This is a genomic window from Sphaerisporangium melleum (genome assembly GCF_014646695.1).
Classification (GTDB): domain Bacteria; phylum Actinomycetota; class Actinomycetes; order Streptosporangiales; family Streptosporangiaceae; genus Sphaerisporangium; species Sphaerisporangium melleum.
The window spans coordinates 46,855-60,917 of the sequence record NZ_BMNT01000028.1 but is presented as its reverse complement, the minus strand read 5'-3'; the positions used below and the strand labels follow the sequence as shown (position 1 = coordinate 60,917).

Genomic DNA, 14,063 nt, shown 5'->3' with positions numbered 1-14,063 from the left:
GGGCGTCCCACCTCCTCGGTACGGGGGGCCGAGCCTGGGGTCAGGCCGGTTACCGTCCGTGCGCGCGAAGGTCAGTGGCCCGGAGCGGGGACGGGACCGGTGCCGGTGCCGGGCTGGGCTGCTTCGCGTTCGGCCCGCAGGTCGTGGGCCTCGCGGCGGATCAGCGTGAACCAGCCGCCGATCGCGATGGCGATGAACACCCACCACTGCACGGCGTAGGCGAGGTTGAGCCCGCCGCCCCCGCCGATGTCGGGCTCGGGCACCGGTTCTGGCGCGGTGGCGGCGGCCGGCCGCTGCTCGGTCAGCTCGACGTACCCGCCGAAGAGACGGTACGGCACCGCCGTGCCGAGCTTGGCGGTGTCGATCAGCAGGACCTGGCGGGGCGGCAGCCCGGTGCGGTCGGTGATTCCGGTGCTGTCCTCGGTCTCCGCCGGGCGTAGCCGGCCGGTGACAGTTACCTCACCCGAGGTCGGCGGCGGCACCTCGGGCGCGGCGTCCGCCGTGGGCCCCATCTTCACCCATCCCCGGTTGACGATCACCGCGGTGCCGTCGGCGGTGACCAAGGGCGTGAGCACGTAGAACCCCGGCCGGCCGCTCTGCGGGCGGCGCCGGACCGTCATCTCGTGGGCGGCGTCGAACCGGCCGGTCGCGGTGACCGTACGGAACTTCACGGCGTCCGGCACCGTGCCACCTGGGCGATCGAGCTCGGTGAGCGGGACCGCCGCCGCGGCGAGGTTGGCGCTCGCCCGCTCGCTCGTCCGCGACCTGTCCTCGAACCGCCCGTACTGCCATCGGCCCAGGAAGACGAACGCGGGGATGAGCAGCAGGACCAGCAGGTGGAACGCCAGCCAGCGGGGCCGCAGGAGGAACCGGTACACGCCTCTCAGCCTAGGCAGGCCGGTGGGTGGTCCGGGATCCAGCCCGGAGGTGGTGGCCGTGTCGGCGGTCATCCCGGAGTTCATGATCTTTTCGAACCGGTCGCGGACCGCCGGGGCATCGCGTACGGTCGTACAGGTTTCAATCCATGGCATACCGCTCTGTCTCGCAGGAGCAGTCTCGTACATGACCGCGCACTCTCTCGCGCTGCCGCCGGCCGCGCAGCACCCGGTGTTGCCGAGGCTCTCCGTCCTGATCAAGCATGCGGCACCTCGGGTGCTGGAGGGCATGATCCTGCCGGTCGCCGTGTTCTACGCGGGGCTGCTGCTGGCCGGGGTCCACGGCGGGCTGGTCATGGCGGTGGCCTGGGTGTACGGAGGGGTCGCGCTCCGGCTGGTCCGGCGGCAGAAGGTCCCCGGCACGGTGCTGCTGGCGATGCTGGCGATCACCGTACGGGCGGCGCTGGCCCTGATCACCGGAGACGTGGTCATCTACTTCCTGCAGCCGACGCTCGGTGTGTTCGCGGCCAGCCTGGCCTTCCTGGCCACGGCCGCCACCCCCCGCCCGCTGATCCAGCGCGTCACCACCGACCTGGTGCCGCTGCCCGACCACCTGGTCCGCCACCCGGTGATGCGGCGGTTCTTCGTGCACCTCTCGCTGCTGTGGGGAACCGTGCAGTTCGTCAACGGCTCGCTGAGCCTGTGGCTGCTGTTCAGCGAGTCCATCGAGACCTACCTGATCGTCAGGACCTCCGCGGTGGCGGTCCTGATGGTCCTGGCCGCCGCCGCCTCGCTGCTGGCCTTCAAACGGGTGCTGCGCGTCGTGCAGCATCGGATCTGAGGCCCACTCGCCGCACGGGACGGGCCGGCGCGCGACCGCTCGTCAGCCGGCCAGGCGGGCGCCCGGGCCGGGCCGGGGGGAGACCTCGCGGGCCGAGGAGACCTCGTGGCCCTCGGTGCAGCGCATGTGCAACTCGACGGGCGCGCCGCAGTCACGGTGGGTGAGCAGGACCGGAGGCCCGTCCGGGTCCGCCGTGTGACGGTCACCCCAGTGCATCAGGCTGACCATGATCGGGTAGAGGTCGAGCCCTTTCTGGGTGAGGCGGTACTCGTGCCGCCCGCGGCTGCCCGGCTCGCGGTAGGGCACCTTGCGCAGCAGGCCCTCCTCCACCAGCCGGGTGAGCCGGGCGCTGAGCACCTGCCGTGGGGCATGCGTGCCGGCCTGCATGTCCTCGAAGCGGCGCACTCCCCGGAAGGCCTCTCTGAGCACCAGGAACGTCCACTTCTCGCCGAGGATCGCGAGCGTGCGCTCGATGGAGCAGTTGTCGACCGGCAACGGGAACGGCCCGGTCATGGTGGCGTCGTCGGCGGTCACGTTCTTCCCTCCCATCGCCCTTCTGAGTCTAGTTGACAGACCTAGACGGTCTCCGCCAGGCTGAGTCCATGTTCGAGACCCAGGTGGCGATGTCCGCGGTGCTTCCCGCCGCCCGCGCGGGCCTCGCCGTCCCGGTCGCGCCGCGCAACGCGCCGGCGGTGCGCATCCGCCCGGCCCGGCCCGAGGACGGTGGGCGCGTGCGAGAGTTCGTCGTCGGGCTCTCCCCGCGGACCCGGTCTCTGCGCTTCTTCACCGGGCTCACCGATCCCGGCGCGGCGCTGCTGCGGGCCATGACCACCGCGACCGGGGGCCGGGACCTGCTGGTCGCCCTGGACGCCGCCGGGCGGATCGTCGGGCATGCCATGAGTTTCACCCGGGACGCCTCGACCGAGATCGCCGTGGTGGTGGCCGACGAGTGGCAGGGCGCAGGCGTCGGCTCCCGGCTGGTGCGGGCCCTGCTCCGCCGGGCGGCCGGCCTCGGCGCGTCGACGGTCACGATGGACGTCATGGGGGAGAACCGCAAGGTGCTGTCGATGGTCCGGCGCTGGTGGCCGGACGCCCGGATGACCGTCTCGTCGGGGACGGTGGAGATCGTCGCCGCCCTGTCGCCCGCCCTCCGCGCGCCGGTGACCCCGGCCTGATCGACCGGGCCCGAAATGGCGGGTGCGGGTCAAGGCCGGTAAGCTGTGGGGGTTACGGGGTTTGCAGAATAAGGTTCTGTTGAGCCACCATTGACAGTGTGAAGACCGCGAAGAACGGACGGGACGGCCGCACCCGCATCATCGAGGGTGCCCTGCGCCGCTTCAGCCAGGACGGCGTCTCCGCCACCACCCTGGCCAGCCTCCGCGAGGAGAGCGGCGTCAGCGTGGGGAGCTTCTACCACCACTTCGCCAGCAAGGAACACGTCTTCGGGGTGCTCTACTCCGAGATCCAGACCATGTACCAACGGGCCTTCGTCGACGAACTGTGCCGGCACGAGAGCGCCCAGGGCGGCATCGAGGCGATCGTCGCGCTGCACATGGCCTGGTGCGGTGAGCATCCCGAGCGGGCGCGCATCCTGCTCAGCGAGCGCCCGCCCCGGCGCGAGGAGCCGGGCGGGCCCGAGGTGGCCGAGTCGCGGCGGGCCTTCTTCCGCCAGGTGTCCGACTGGTGGCGTCCGCACATGAAGAACGGCGTGCTGCGGCCCGTGCACCCCACGATGTGCTACGTGCTGTGGCTCGGCCCCGCCACCGAGATGTGCCGCCTGTGGTTCTCCGGCGCGCACCAGCCCACCGAAGAGGAGATCAAGGCCCTCTGTGAGGCGGCCTGGCTCAGCCTCCGCATGCCCTGACCTCTCCGCGGGGCACGCCCCTCGTCTCCTGGCATGCCGGAACGCGTCCGAGGCCGATCGCACCCTGACGCTCCGGCACGCTCGACGTTCCGCGCGGTAGATCTTCGCGGGCGCCGGACGTTGCCGCACGCCTGATGTCGCCGCAGGCCTGACGTTCCCGCGCCTCCTACGTCCGTCCCAGACGCCCGGTGCTCGCGCGGGCCTGGTGAGCACGCTTGCCGTCCCGTACAAGCCCCCGCGGCCCACCACCAGGGCCAGGTGCAGTCCGATGTCGCGGCCGCCGGCCCCCAGCAGCGGCCAGGTGAGGGCCGCCTCGCCGGCTTGGCCGACCCTTCTCCTGACGTCCTCTTCGGGGCTCGTCCTGGGCGGATCTCGCTCGCCACCGGCCCCAGCGCCGCGGTTGCGGTCTTGGCCGACGGCTCCAGCCCTCCCGCCTCGAGCCCGGCTCCGGCGCGTCTTTCCACCGAAAGCTCGAATCGTCTTGACAATAAAGTTTGTCGGTGAGACGGTGATGTCAGCACGAGATGGCGCCGATGCCGGCGGGCCCTTCGAAGAGGGACGCGGTCGCGCCAGGACCACGAAGCCACCCGGACACCGACCGTGAAGGATTTCGAAATGAGCCCCACTGGTGAGATCACCGCCGGCCCCCGGGCCGGGCGGCGTGAGTGGATCGGGCTGGCGGTGCTGGCCCTGCCGACCCTGCTGTTGTCGCTGGACATCAGCGTCCTCTACCTGGCGCTTCCCCACCTGAGCGCCGGCCTCGGCGCCGACTCGACCGAGCAGCTGTGGATCCTGGACATCTACTCGTTCATGCTCGCCGGGTTCCTGGTGACCATGGGGACGCTGGGTGACCGCATCGGCCGCCGCAGGCTGCTGCTCACCGGCGCGGCGGCCTTCGGCGTCGCCTCGGTCCTCGCGGCCTACTCGACCAGCCCGGAGATGCTCATCGCCTCGCGGGCGCTGCTCGGCGTCGCCGGAGCCTCGCTGATGCCCTCGACCATGGCGCTGATCCGCAACATGTTCACCGACCCCAAGGAGATGGGCACGGCGATCGGCATCTGGTTCGCCTGCTTCATGGGCGGCATGACCGTCGGCCCGATGGTCGGCGGACTGCTGCTGGAGCACTTCTGGTGGGGCTCGGCCTTCCTGCTCGGCGTCCCGGTGATGGTGCTCCTGCTGGTCGTCGGCCCCCGCCTGCTGCCCGAGTACCGCGACCCGAACGCCGGCCGCCTCGACCTGGCCAGCGTCGCCCTGTCCCTCGGCGCCATCCTGCCCGCGATCTACGGTCTGAAGGAGCTGGCCCGCGGAGGTGTGCAGGCGGTGCCCGTCGCCGCGCTCGTCGCCGGCGTCGCGATCGGCGCGGTGTTCGTCCTGCGTCAGCGCCGCCTCGCCAACCCGCTGCTCGACCTGCGGCTGTTCGCCGGCCGCACCTTCAGCACCGCCATGGGCATCGGGCTGCTCGCCGGGGTCGTCATGGCCGGCACCACGCTGCTGTCCAGCCTCTACCTGCAGACCGTCCAGGGCCTCGGCCCGATGGAGGCCGGCCTGTGGCTGCTGCCGCAGAACATCGCCATGGTCGTCGGCTCGATGGTCGCCCCGGCGCTGGCCCGCCGCATCCGCCCGGCCTACGTCATCGCCGCCGGTCTGCTGGTGGCCGGGGCCGGTCTGGTGGCCCACACCCTGGTGCCGGTCGTCGGCGGACTGCCGCTGCTGATCACCGGGCTGGTGCTCGCCTCCTTCGGCATCGCGTTCCCGATGTCGCTGACCATGAACCTCGTCATGGGCTCGGTCGCGCCGGAGAAGGCCGGCTCGGCCGCCTCGATCAGCCAGACCAGCGGCGAGTTCGGTGTGGCACTCGGGGTCGCCGCGCTCGGCAGCCTCGCGACCTTCGTCTACCGCACCCAGATCGGCGGCGAGCTGCCCGCCGGCGTCCCGGCCGGCACCGCGGACACCGCGCACCAGAGCATCACCGCGGCGCTCGGCGCCGCTCAGGAGCTCGGTGGCCGGTTCGCGGCCGAGGTGACCGACGCCGCCCGCACCGCCTTCACCAGCGGCCTGAACGTGGTCGCCGCGGTCGGCGCCGCCATCTTCATCGGCCTGGCCGTCCTGTCGGTGATCGTCCTGCGCGGCGAGGGCGCCCCGGCCGCCGCGCCCCAGCCGGAGCAGGCGGAGGCCGAGGGTGCGGTCGAGGCGGCCCCGGTGCCCGTCGGCGCCCACTGACCCGCAGCGCTTCGCGAGCCGGAGCCGGGTGGCCAAGCGGCCACCCGGCTCCTTCCATGCCGGTCGTGGCCGGCGTCGCAGGGACGGTCAGACCGGCTCGGGGAGGCGGCCGTGCTCGCCGAACCGGTGGATCCAGCCGGGGTAGTGGGGGACCCGGTCGGCGCTGACCGCGTCCAGCTCGGCCAGGTCCTGATCGGTGAGGGTCAGCTCGGCGGCGGCGAGGTTGTCGGCGAGCTGGTCGGGCCGCTTGGCGCCGATGATGACGCTCGTGACGCCCGGCCGGCCCAGCACCCAGGCGAGGGCCACGCGGGCGGCGCTGACCCCGTGGCGGCCGGCGACCTCCCGGAGCACGTCGATGACGTCGTACCCCTTCTCCTTGTCGATCAACGGGAAGTCGATCTCGGTCTTGGCCCGCCGGGAGTCCGCGTCGGAGGCGCCGTGGCGGTCGAACTTGCCGGACAGGAAGCCGCCGGCGAGCGGGCTCCACACCATCAGGCCGAGCCCTTCATCCTGGAGCATGGGGACCAGCTCGTGCTCGATGTCCCGGGTGGCCAGCGAGTAGTACGACTGCACGGAGACGAACGGCGCGAGGTTGTGGGCGGCCGAGTGGCCGAGCGCCTTGACGACCTGCCAGGCCGCGAGGTTGGAGCACCCGATGTAGCGGATCTTGCCCTGGCGTACGGCGTCGTCGAGTGCGCGCAGCGTCTCCTCGAGCGGCGTGTACCGGTCGATGTTGTGGATCTGGTACAGGTCGATGTGGTCGGTCCGCAGCCGGCGCAGGCTGTCCTCCAGGGCGCGCATGACGTGCAGGCGGGAGAGGCCGGCGTCGTTGGCGCCGGCTCCCATGCGGGCCGAGACCTTGGTGGCCAGCACGACGTCGTCGCGGCGGTCCTTGAGCACCTGGCCGAGCAGGGCCTCGGACTCGCCGTCGGCGTAGACGTTGGCGGTGTCGATGAAGTTGATCCCCGCGTCCAGGGCCGCGCCGACGAGCCGGTCGCTGTCCTGCAGGCCCAGGCCGCCGACCGCCCCCCACACCGGGTGGTCCGGGCCGCCGAACGACATGGTGCCGAGGCAGAGCTCCGAGACGTACACCCCGGTGCGCCCCAACGGGCGATATTTCATGATTTCTCCCCCTGTGGATGGTTGCTCTTGCACGCTACGCACCCGACCAGGGAGAATCCATGCGAGAAAATCCGATTTTCTTGCGAGATGCTCCGGAGCCGCTATGGATCCGCTGTCCTACGTGCTGTCCATGATGAACGTCGAGAGCGCGCAGCCCGTCCGCCTGGAGGCAGGCGGCCCCTGGGCACTGCGCTTCGACGGCTACCGGCGCGTCAAGTTCGCCGCCGTGCTCACCGGCTCCTGCTGGATCGCTCTGGAGGGCCTTGAACCCGTGCGGGTCGAGGCCGGGGACTGTTATCTCGTCAACGCCGGCGCCCCGTACCGCATGTCACGCGATCGCGACCCCGGCACCGAGCCGGTGTACGGGCCGATCGCGTTCCGCGCCGCCGTCGACGGCGTGCTCCGGTACGGAACGGCCGACGAGGTCGTGGTCGTGGGCGGGCCGATCATGCTGGACGAGGGCAACGCCCGCCTGCTGCTGGACGTCCTGCCGCCGTTCGTCCATGTGCCGGGCGACTCCGCCCACGCCGAGGCGCTGCACGCGGCGTTGCGGCTGCTCGCCCACGAGAACTCCGCGCCGGGCCTCGGCGCCGCGTTCATGACCGAGCGCATCGCACAGATCATTTTCGTCCAGGCGCTGCGCGCCCAGGCGGCGGCCGGGGGAGGATCGCGCGCCGGCTGGCTCGTCGCGCTCATGGACCCGCAGATCGGGCCCGCCCTGCGGCTCATGCACGAGCAGGCCGCGCGGCAGTGGACGGTGCCCGAGCTGGCCGCCGCCGCGGGCATGTCACGGTCGAGCTTCGCCCAGCGGTTCAAGGAGGTCGTCGGGTCTGCCCCGCTGGAGTACCTGCTGCGTTGGCGCATGCACGCCGCCGCGCGGGACCTGCGGGGCACCGACCGTACGATCCACTCGATCGCGTCCGCCTGGGGATACGGGTCGGAGAGCGCCTTCAGCAACGCCTTCAAGCGGGTGATGGGCCGCTCGCCGCGTGCCTACCGGGTCGGCGCGGCCCACAGAGAGGGTGACGGCGGTCCGCGGACGCGTCAGGCGGGCTAGCTGAGCTGACGCAGGCGCGTGGAGACGCGCCAGACCTCCTTGTTCAACGAGATGTCCAGGCGCAGGTCCTGGCGGTGGCGGCGCAGGCCGGGGACGCGGAAGCTGTCCTGCACGGCGAAGCGGCCCCGGCGTGGGTAGCCGAACCCGATGGCGTCGGGCAGCACGCGCAGGTCGTCCCGGTTGCCGCACCGCGGGCAGGTCCAGGCGACGAGATCCATGCCGCGGTTGTAGTCGTGGCAGGCGAGGAAGTACTCCTCCGGCCGGAACCGTGACTCGCAGGCGTAGCAGGGGATCAACGTCATGATCCGCTCCTTGGGACAGGCGGTGCGGGCGTACGCCACAGTCGTACCTCTACCCACTTACCCGCTGCTTGCCGCCGGCTTGAACTCCCGGTGCCCCAGCTCTTTCCGGCCCGCCGTCAGGTGTTTCATCCGCCGTTGATCGTATGTTGAGCCGTGGGCGGGACGCTTCTCGACGTAGGCACGGAGCTTGGGGGGTTCAAGTGTTCGTGCCGAAGTCCGGCCGGTCGTCGTCGTGAGGCGGCCGGTCGCCGCAGGCGCTACCGGTAGACACCGGGCCCCCAGCGCCCAGCGGCGGCAGACGGCCGGCCGGGCACAGCATTACATCCTGCCAGTACGCCAACCGACACAACGGGGATCAACGGTGATCAATCACGTGTGGATGACCAGGATGGACGACGAGCCGTTACACGGAGTCAGAGAGCTCATCGCCGATCTGGTCCGGTTCCAGGAGCGCGCGCAGGTCGTCGGCCTCGGGGGCGCCCAGGCGGGTGAAGATGTCCAGGGCCCGGGTGAGGCAGTCGCCGCTGCGCCGGACGCTGCCGAGCCCGGCGAGGGCACGGCCCAGCACCATCAGTGACAGCGCCTCCCCATAGGGATGCCCGATCTCCCTGCTCAGGGTCAGGGCCTGCTCGGCGTACCGCGTCGCGTCCTGGTAGCGCTCGGCGGCGATGAAGGTCTCGGCGATTCGGCAGCAGACCCGCTGCTCCCACACCTTCTGCCCGCCGGCCCGGAAGAAGTCCAGGCACTCGGCGTGGTGGACGACGGCCTCGTTCAGCCGGCCCACCCGCGACAGCACGAGCCCGAGCTGGTAGCGGGCGCGGGCCATGCCCGGCGCGCTTCCCAGCTCGGCGAAGATCGCCAGGCCGCGGTGCGCGGCGGCGATCGCCTCGTCGGCGTCGCCGAGCCCGAGGTGGTCACGCGCCGAGTAGCTCGCCACCAGCGCCTCGCCCGCCGCCGCGCCGATCTCCCGGTACGCCTTGAGCGCGGAGTCGAACAGGACCAGCGCCTCCTCGTGGTGGCGTCTGCGCTGCGCGACGACGGCGAGCCCGTTGTACAGCTCGCCGGTCACGATGCGGTCGCCGGTGGAGGACGCCACGTCCAGGGCCGCCCGGAACTGCTCCTCGGCGGCCCCGAGCCGGTTGCCGCCGAACAGCGTCCGGCCCAGGACGTAACGGCAGCGCAGTTCGCTCGCCGCGTCGCCCACGGCCCGCGCGGCGGCGATCACCGCCTCGGTACGGGAGACGAACTCCCGCAGGTAGGCGCCCGACTCCAGCAACGGCTCCATGGCGACGAGCAGGTCGGCCGCGGGGAGCAGCGTCTCGGGCGGCGGGCCGGACTCGGCGATCTGGCCGATCGTGGCGAACAACGCCTCCGCCTCGACGGTGAGCCAGGTGATCGCCTCGTCGGCGTCCGCGAAGACGCGTCCGGGGACGCCGGTCGCGACCAGGTGGTCGGGGATGACGCTTCCCTCGTACGCGAGCCGGTGCGCCGCCTGGGCGGACGTCAGGTAGAACCCGAGCAGCCGGCGCAGCGCGAGCGCCGCCGCCTCCGGGCTCTCGGTGGCCTCGGCCTGCTTACGGGCGAACAGCCGCAGCAGGTCGTGGAAGCGGTAACGTCCCGGCGCCGGGGCCTCCAGCAGGCTCACGTCGACCAGGGACTCAAGGACGTCCTCGGTCTCGATCGGGCTCAGCGACAGCACGGCTCCGGCGGCCTGCACGCCGATGTCCGGACCGTTGGGCAGCGAGAGCAGCCGGAACGCGCGGGCCTGCACCGGGTCGAGCTGCCGGTACCCCAGCGAGAACGTGGCGTCCACGGCGAGGTGCCCGATGCGCATCTCGGAAAGGCGGCGGCGCTCGTCGGCCAGCCGGGGCACCAGCGAGGCCACCGTCCAGGACGGCCGTGCCGCCAGCCGGGCCGCCACGATGCGCACGGCCAGCGGCAGGAAGCCGCAGATGGCGACCACGTCCATGGCGGCGGCTCGCTCGGCTCCCACCCGTTCGGCGCCGGCGACCGCCGAGAACAGCGTCAGCGCCTCGTCCGGCTCCATGACCTCCAGGTCGAGCAGTCGGGCCGAGGGCAGGTCGGCGAGCTTGACCCGGCTCGTGATGATCGCCGCGCACCCCGCGGTGCCGGGCAGCAGGTGCTCCACCTGCTCGGCGTCCCTGGCGTTGTCCAGCAGCACGATCATCCGCCGGTCGGCGAGCAGCGAGCGGAACAGCGCGCCGCGCTCGGCCAGGCCGTCCGGGATGACGTCGACCGGGATGCCGAGGGCACGCAGGAAGGCCGCGAGCACCGACTCGGGCGCCGTCGGCTCCTTGCCGTATCCGCGCAGGTCGGCGTAGAGCTGCCCGTCGGGGAAAACGTCGTGCAGCGAGTGCGCCACGTGGACCGCCAGAGTGGTCTTGCCGACCCCGCCGATGCCGGAGACCGCGGCGACCGGCATGCCCTCGGTGCCGGTGCCGCTGGTCAGCAGCGTCCGCAACCGGTTGACCACCTGCCTGCGCCCGGTGAAGTCGTTCACGGCGGCCGGGAGCTGGGCGGGACGCGGCATCTCCTGGAAGCCCTCGTCCTCGCCGCCGGCGGTGGGGAACGGCTGCTCGCCCGCCTTCCGGCCGGCCGCGCCCTGCTCCTCGCCGGAGTCGTGGCGGCCGGGACGGTCTCCGGTCGCGGGCGGCGTGGCGGGCCGGGCCGTCTCCGCGGGCGTCCAGGCGAGCCGGGGGTCGGCGCCGAGGATGCGCTGGTGCAGGGAGGTCAGCTCGTGCCCGGGGTCGATGCCGAGCTCGTTCACCAGCGCGCGGCGGGTGTCGGAGAACACCGCCAGTGCCTCGGCCTGCCGGCCGCAGCGGTAGTAGGCGAGCATGAGCTGGCCGCGCAGCCGCTCCCTCAGCGGGTGCTCGGCGGTCAGGGCGATCAGCTCGGGGATGACGTCGGCGTGCCGGCCGAGCCGCAGGTCGAGGTCCATCAGGCTCTCGACGACCCCGATGCGACGCTCGACCAGCCTGCCGCGCTGGCTCTCGATGTACGGGCCGAGTGCCCCGGCGAGCGGCTCGCCGGACCACAGGGCGAGGGCGTCGCGCACGGTCGTGGCGGCGCCGGACAGGTCGCCGGCCTTGCGCCGGGCGTCCGCGGCGGCGACCGACCGTTCGAAGACCGTGAGGTCGAGCGCGTCCGGCGCGAGGCGGAGCGCGTAGCCGCGTCCCACGGAGGTCAGCAGCTCAGGACGCATGCGCGGGGAGCGTTCCGGCTCCAGTACGGCCCGCAGCCGGGAGACGTACGTGCGCAGCGCGCCGAGCGCCCGAGGCGGGGCCTCCTCGCCCCAGATCGCGTCGATCATCTCCATCGGGGTCACCGCGCGCCCCTCGCGGAGCAGCAGCATGGCGAGGATGGATCGCTGCAGGGGGGTGCCCAGCTCGAGCTCCCTGCCGGACAGCCAGGCCTGGACCGGTCCGAGGACCGCGAAGCGGAGGCCAGCCGTACTCTCTTGACCAGCCATTTTCCGTGCTTCTCCAGCCTAAAGACAGTTCTATCGCCAAATGATAGGTCCCCACATGCTTTCTGCCCTATGCGGTCCCCGGCGCGTTAATCGAGTCGTTGATTTCCCGTTGATCTGGCGTTGAACGGATGGGGCGATGCTCGTCTCATGCCGGACGCGACCCGAGGCGGGGGCGGTCACGGCGGCAGCGGCACCACAGCCGGATCCGGGTCTCGGGGACCGGGGTCCGGCAGGGGCCGGGGCTCAAGCGCCTTGCAGGCGGCGATAAGGCCGTTGTAAGTGCTCTGCAGGCGGTGGGCTCTATCACTTAGGCCATAAGCCCCGAGGCAGCAAAAAGCACTACGGGGGGAACCTCACCGAGGAGAGAACCACAATGCGCCGCTCGATCCGCAACATCCTGGGCCTCGCCGCCGCCTCCGCCGTCATCGCGGTGGGTGTGCCCGCCCTAGCCGGTTCGGCCTCCGCGGCCACCGCCACCACCACCTCGGCCTCGGCCGACTACGACGACTACTGGGGCTACTACTACAGCAAGTACTACAACGGCTCGCGGGCCAAGGCCAAGGGCCACGTCTACGAGGACGAGGACGGGGACTTCCACGTCGAGGGCCGCGTGTACGACAAGAACTCCCCGGGCTGGCTGTGCGGCTACGTCCAGGTCAAGTTCGAGAACGAGGACGGCGACGACTCGACGTACTGGGCCAAGAAGTGCGGTTCCAGCGGCTCCCGCTACTTCCACTTCTCCGAGGAGGACGTGGACAACATCCAGGTCCGGGTCTGCTACTGGGACAACTACAAGCACGCCAAGAAGTACTGCGGCCGCTGGAACTACATCTACGAGGCCGACGGCGACGAGTGACGCGTCCGCCGGATGAGGTCCCCACGGCCTCATCCGCGCGGCGGGCCCGCGGCGCGCTGGGGAGCGCGCCCGCGGGGGCACCACAGGGACGTCCCAGGAGGTCTGACGGGGGAACGCGGCCTCCTGGGGCGTCGGGGGGAAGGCCGGCCGGATCCGGGGGAGACGGCCGGGAGACCGGACGGCTCGGGGAGCCGGACGGGCCGGGGGATGACGCCGGCGAACCGGTGGCGCGGGGGGCGCCGCCGGTGGGCCGGACGAGGGGGGAGTGCCGGGAAGCCGGTGGCGCGGGGGGCGCCGCCGGGGGACCGGGATCACGGGGGAGAGGCCGGCGAACCGGACCGGGGGAGCACCGGTGGCCGGCCGGGGGAGGTGCCGGGGAACCGGTGGCGCGGGGAGGGGGCGCCGCCGGGGACCCGGGAACGGGGAATCGGGGGACGCGGGAAAAAGGGGAACACGGGGAGACCCGGGGAGACCCGGGAAACACACAGCCCGCCCGGCGGCCGTGCAGGCCGCCGGGCGGGCTGTGCGTTCCAAGGTCTCATCGAAAGGAACGGGGATCAGGCCGCCTGCGCGTAGCCGAGTCGCGCGTGCATCCGTTCTCGGACGGCCGGCCACTCATGGCTCAGGATCGAGTAGTACGCCGTATCTCGGACCGTGTCGTCGGCGCCTCGGCTGTCCGCCCGCCGCACCCCGTCGAGGTGTGCGCCGAGGGCCTCGATGGCGGCCCGGGAACGATGGTTGCGTACATCTGCCTTGATGGTGATGCGGTGGACCTGCCAGGTGTCGAAGGCGAGGGAGAGCAGAAGGTACTTGCTCTCGCGGTTCACACTGGTGCCCTGGGCCGAAGCGGCCAGCCAGGTGTAACCGATGTCCGCCACGGAGGGGACCTCGCCCACGACGCCGCGTGCACCGGGCGGCCAGGGCAGAGGGCCCTGCCAGTACTCCAGGTGCATCAGGCGGGTGGAACCGACGATTCTGTCGGTGTGCAGCCACCGGATGGCGAAGGGCATGCTGCGACCCTCCGCCTGCTCAGCCAGAGCCGCCTCGACGTACGAGGTCATCTCTTCCCGACCGGCGGGAACCCGAGTGAAGGCGTAGGTGGAGCGGTCTTCACTCGCCGCGGCGACAAGATCATCGATCACCGCGAAGCTGAGGGGTTCCAGGCGCACGGAGCGCCCGGACAAGGTGACAAAAGCGGGCATGAGCACATGATGGGGGCTCCTTTGAATACTCTGCACCAAATCGGATGGAACATCTAGGTCGGCGTCCGGAAGCGCCGGGGTGACCAGGGTTTCTCCGCAGGTCAGAGGCATGATCGTCGGCCGGTGCGCGGCCGGCCGAGGGTAAAGCTTCGGTAATGCAGATCAGGGTGCGACGGGTGTGACCGTGGAGGGTGTCCAGCGGGCGAACCGCCTGGTCCGGCCGCACGTGGT

The 14,063-nt window shown here is 71.8% G+C and carries 12 protein-coding genes; 6 read left to right on the top strand and 6 right to left on the bottom strand.

Annotation, left to right across the window (positions count from 1 at the left end):
* Positions 1–71: 71 nt before the first annotated feature.
* Complete coding sequence (locus tag IEY93_RS23960; protein WP_189165361.1) at positions 72–878, bottom strand: SURF1 family cytochrome oxidase biogenesis protein; 807 nt, start codon at positions 876–878, stop codon at positions 72–74.
* A 184-nt stretch (positions 879–1,062) separates the two neighbouring features.
* Between IEY93_RS23960 and IEY93_RS23955 the strand changes: the two genes are divergently transcribed.
* The gene (locus IEY93_RS23955) at positions 1,063–1,716 is read left to right on the top strand and encodes a VC0807 family protein (protein WP_189165360.1); all 654 of its coding nucleotides are present in this window, start codon (positions 1,063–1,065) and stop codon (positions 1,714–1,716) included.
* Between the two features lie 42 nt (positions 1,717–1,758).
* Here IEY93_RS23955 and IEY93_RS23950 read toward each other — a convergent pair whose 3' ends face one another.
* A complete protein-coding gene (locus IEY93_RS23950) occupies positions 1,759–2,265 on the bottom strand; it encodes a winged helix-turn-helix transcriptional regulator (protein WP_229691411.1) in 507 nt (168 codons plus the stop codon).
* A gap of 53 nt (positions 2,266–2,318) precedes the next feature.
* Between IEY93_RS23950 and IEY93_RS23945 the strand changes: the two genes are divergently transcribed.
* The 3 genes from IEY93_RS23945 to IEY93_RS23935 all read left to right on the top strand — a co-directional run bounded on the left by IEY93_RS23945 (position 2,319) and on the right by IEY93_RS23935 (position 5,800).
* The gene (locus IEY93_RS23945; RefSeq protein ID WP_229691410.1) at positions 2,319–2,891 is read left to right on the top strand and encodes a GNAT family N-acetyltransferase; all 573 of its coding nucleotides are present in this window, start codon (positions 2,319–2,321) and stop codon (positions 2,889–2,891) included.
* Positions 2,892–2,989: 98 nt separating this feature from the next.
* The gene (locus IEY93_RS23940) at positions 2,990–3,580 is read left to right on the top strand and encodes a TetR/AcrR family transcriptional regulator (RefSeq protein ID WP_189165359.1); all 591 of its coding nucleotides are present in this window, start codon (positions 2,990–2,992) and stop codon (positions 3,578–3,580) included.
* 615 nt (positions 3,581–4,195) lie between these two features.
* Entirely contained in the window at positions 4,196–5,800 is a 1,605-nt protein-coding gene (locus IEY93_RS23935) for an MFS transporter (protein WP_189165358.1), read from the top strand.
* Between the two features lie 87 nt (positions 5,801–5,887).
* Here IEY93_RS23935 and IEY93_RS23930 read toward each other — a convergent pair whose 3' ends face one another.
* Positions 5,888–6,922 (bottom strand): aldo/keto reductase, encoded by a 1,035-nt coding sequence (locus IEY93_RS23930; protein ID WP_189165357.1) that lies wholly within the window; start codon positions 6,920–6,922, stop codon positions 5,888–5,890.
* 103 nt (positions 6,923–7,025) lie between these two features.
* Between IEY93_RS23930 and IEY93_RS23925 the strand changes: the two genes are divergently transcribed.
* Positions 7,026–7,979 carry an AraC family transcriptional regulator gene (locus IEY93_RS23925; RefSeq protein ID WP_189165356.1) on the top strand — a complete coding sequence of 318 codons (954 nt, stop codon included), beginning with the start codon at positions 7,026–7,028 and terminating at the stop codon, positions 7,977–7,979.
* On the opposite strand, the gene IEY93_RS23920 is transcribed toward IEY93_RS23925, so the two are convergent.
* Both IEY93_RS23920 and IEY93_RS23915 read right to left on the bottom strand, forming a co-directional pair.
* Positions 7,976–8,281: a hypothetical protein gene (locus tag IEY93_RS23920; protein WP_189165355.1), complete on the bottom strand. Its 306-nt coding sequence runs from the start codon at positions 8,279–8,281 to the stop codon at positions 7,976–7,978. The genes IEY93_RS23925 and IEY93_RS23920 overlap by 4 nt on opposite strands.
* 403 nt (positions 8,282–8,684) lie before the next feature.
* Positions 8,685–11,774 (bottom strand): AfsR/SARP family transcriptional regulator, encoded by a 3,090-nt coding sequence (locus tag IEY93_RS23915; RefSeq protein WP_189165354.1) that lies wholly within the window; start codon positions 11,772–11,774, stop codon positions 8,685–8,687.
* 373 nt (positions 11,775–12,147) lie between these two features.
* Between IEY93_RS23915 and IEY93_RS23910 the strand changes: the two genes are divergently transcribed.
* Positions 12,148–12,630 carry a hypothetical protein gene (locus tag IEY93_RS23910; RefSeq protein ID WP_189165353.1) on the top strand — a complete coding sequence of 161 codons (483 nt, stop codon included), beginning with the start codon at positions 12,148–12,150 and terminating at the stop codon, positions 12,628–12,630.
* A gap of 557 nt (positions 12,631–13,187) precedes the next feature.
* Here IEY93_RS23910 and IEY93_RS23905 read toward each other — a convergent pair.
* Entirely contained in the window at positions 13,188–13,832 is a 645-nt protein-coding gene (locus tag IEY93_RS23905) for a GNAT family N-acetyltransferase (RefSeq protein ID WP_189165421.1), read from the bottom strand.
* Positions 13,833–14,063 lie beyond the last annotated feature (231 nt).

Coding starts and splice junctions, on each gene's coding strand:
- IEY93_RS23955 (WP_189165360.1), top strand. CDS start 1,063: ATGACCGCGCACTCTCTCGCGCTGCCGCCGGCCGCGCAGCACCCGGTG.
- IEY93_RS23950 (WP_229691411.1), bottom strand. CDS start 2,265: ATGGGAGGGAAGAACGTGACCGCCGACGACGCCACCATGACCGGGCCG.
- IEY93_RS23945 (WP_229691410.1), top strand. CDS start 2,319: ATGTTCGAGACCCAGGTGGCGATGTCCGCGGTGCTTCCCGCCGCCCGC.
- IEY93_RS23935 (WP_189165358.1), top strand. CDS start 4,196: ATGAGCCCCACTGGTGAGATCACCGCCGGCCCCCGGGCCGGGCGGCGT.
- IEY93_RS23930 (WP_189165357.1), bottom strand. CDS start 6,922: ATGAAATATCGCCCGTTGGGGCGCACCGGGGTGTACGTCTCGGAGCTC.
- IEY93_RS23925 (WP_189165356.1), top strand. CDS start 7,026: ATGGATCCGCTGTCCTACGTGCTGTCCATGATGAACGTCGAGAGCGCG.
- IEY93_RS23920 (WP_189165355.1), bottom strand. CDS start 8,281: ATGACGTTGATCCCCTGCTACGCCTGCGAGTCACGGTTCCGGCCGGAG.
- IEY93_RS23915 (WP_189165354.1), bottom strand. CDS start 11,774: ATGGCTGGTCAAGAGAGTACGGCTGGCCTCCGCTTCGCGGTCCTCGGA.
- IEY93_RS23910 (WP_189165353.1), top strand. CDS start 12,148: ATGCGCCGCTCGATCCGCAACATCCTGGGCCTCGCCGCCGCCTCCGCC.
- IEY93_RS23905 (WP_189165421.1), bottom strand. CDS start 13,832: ATGCCCGCTTTTGTCACCTTGTCCGGGCGCTCCGTGCGCCTGGAACCC.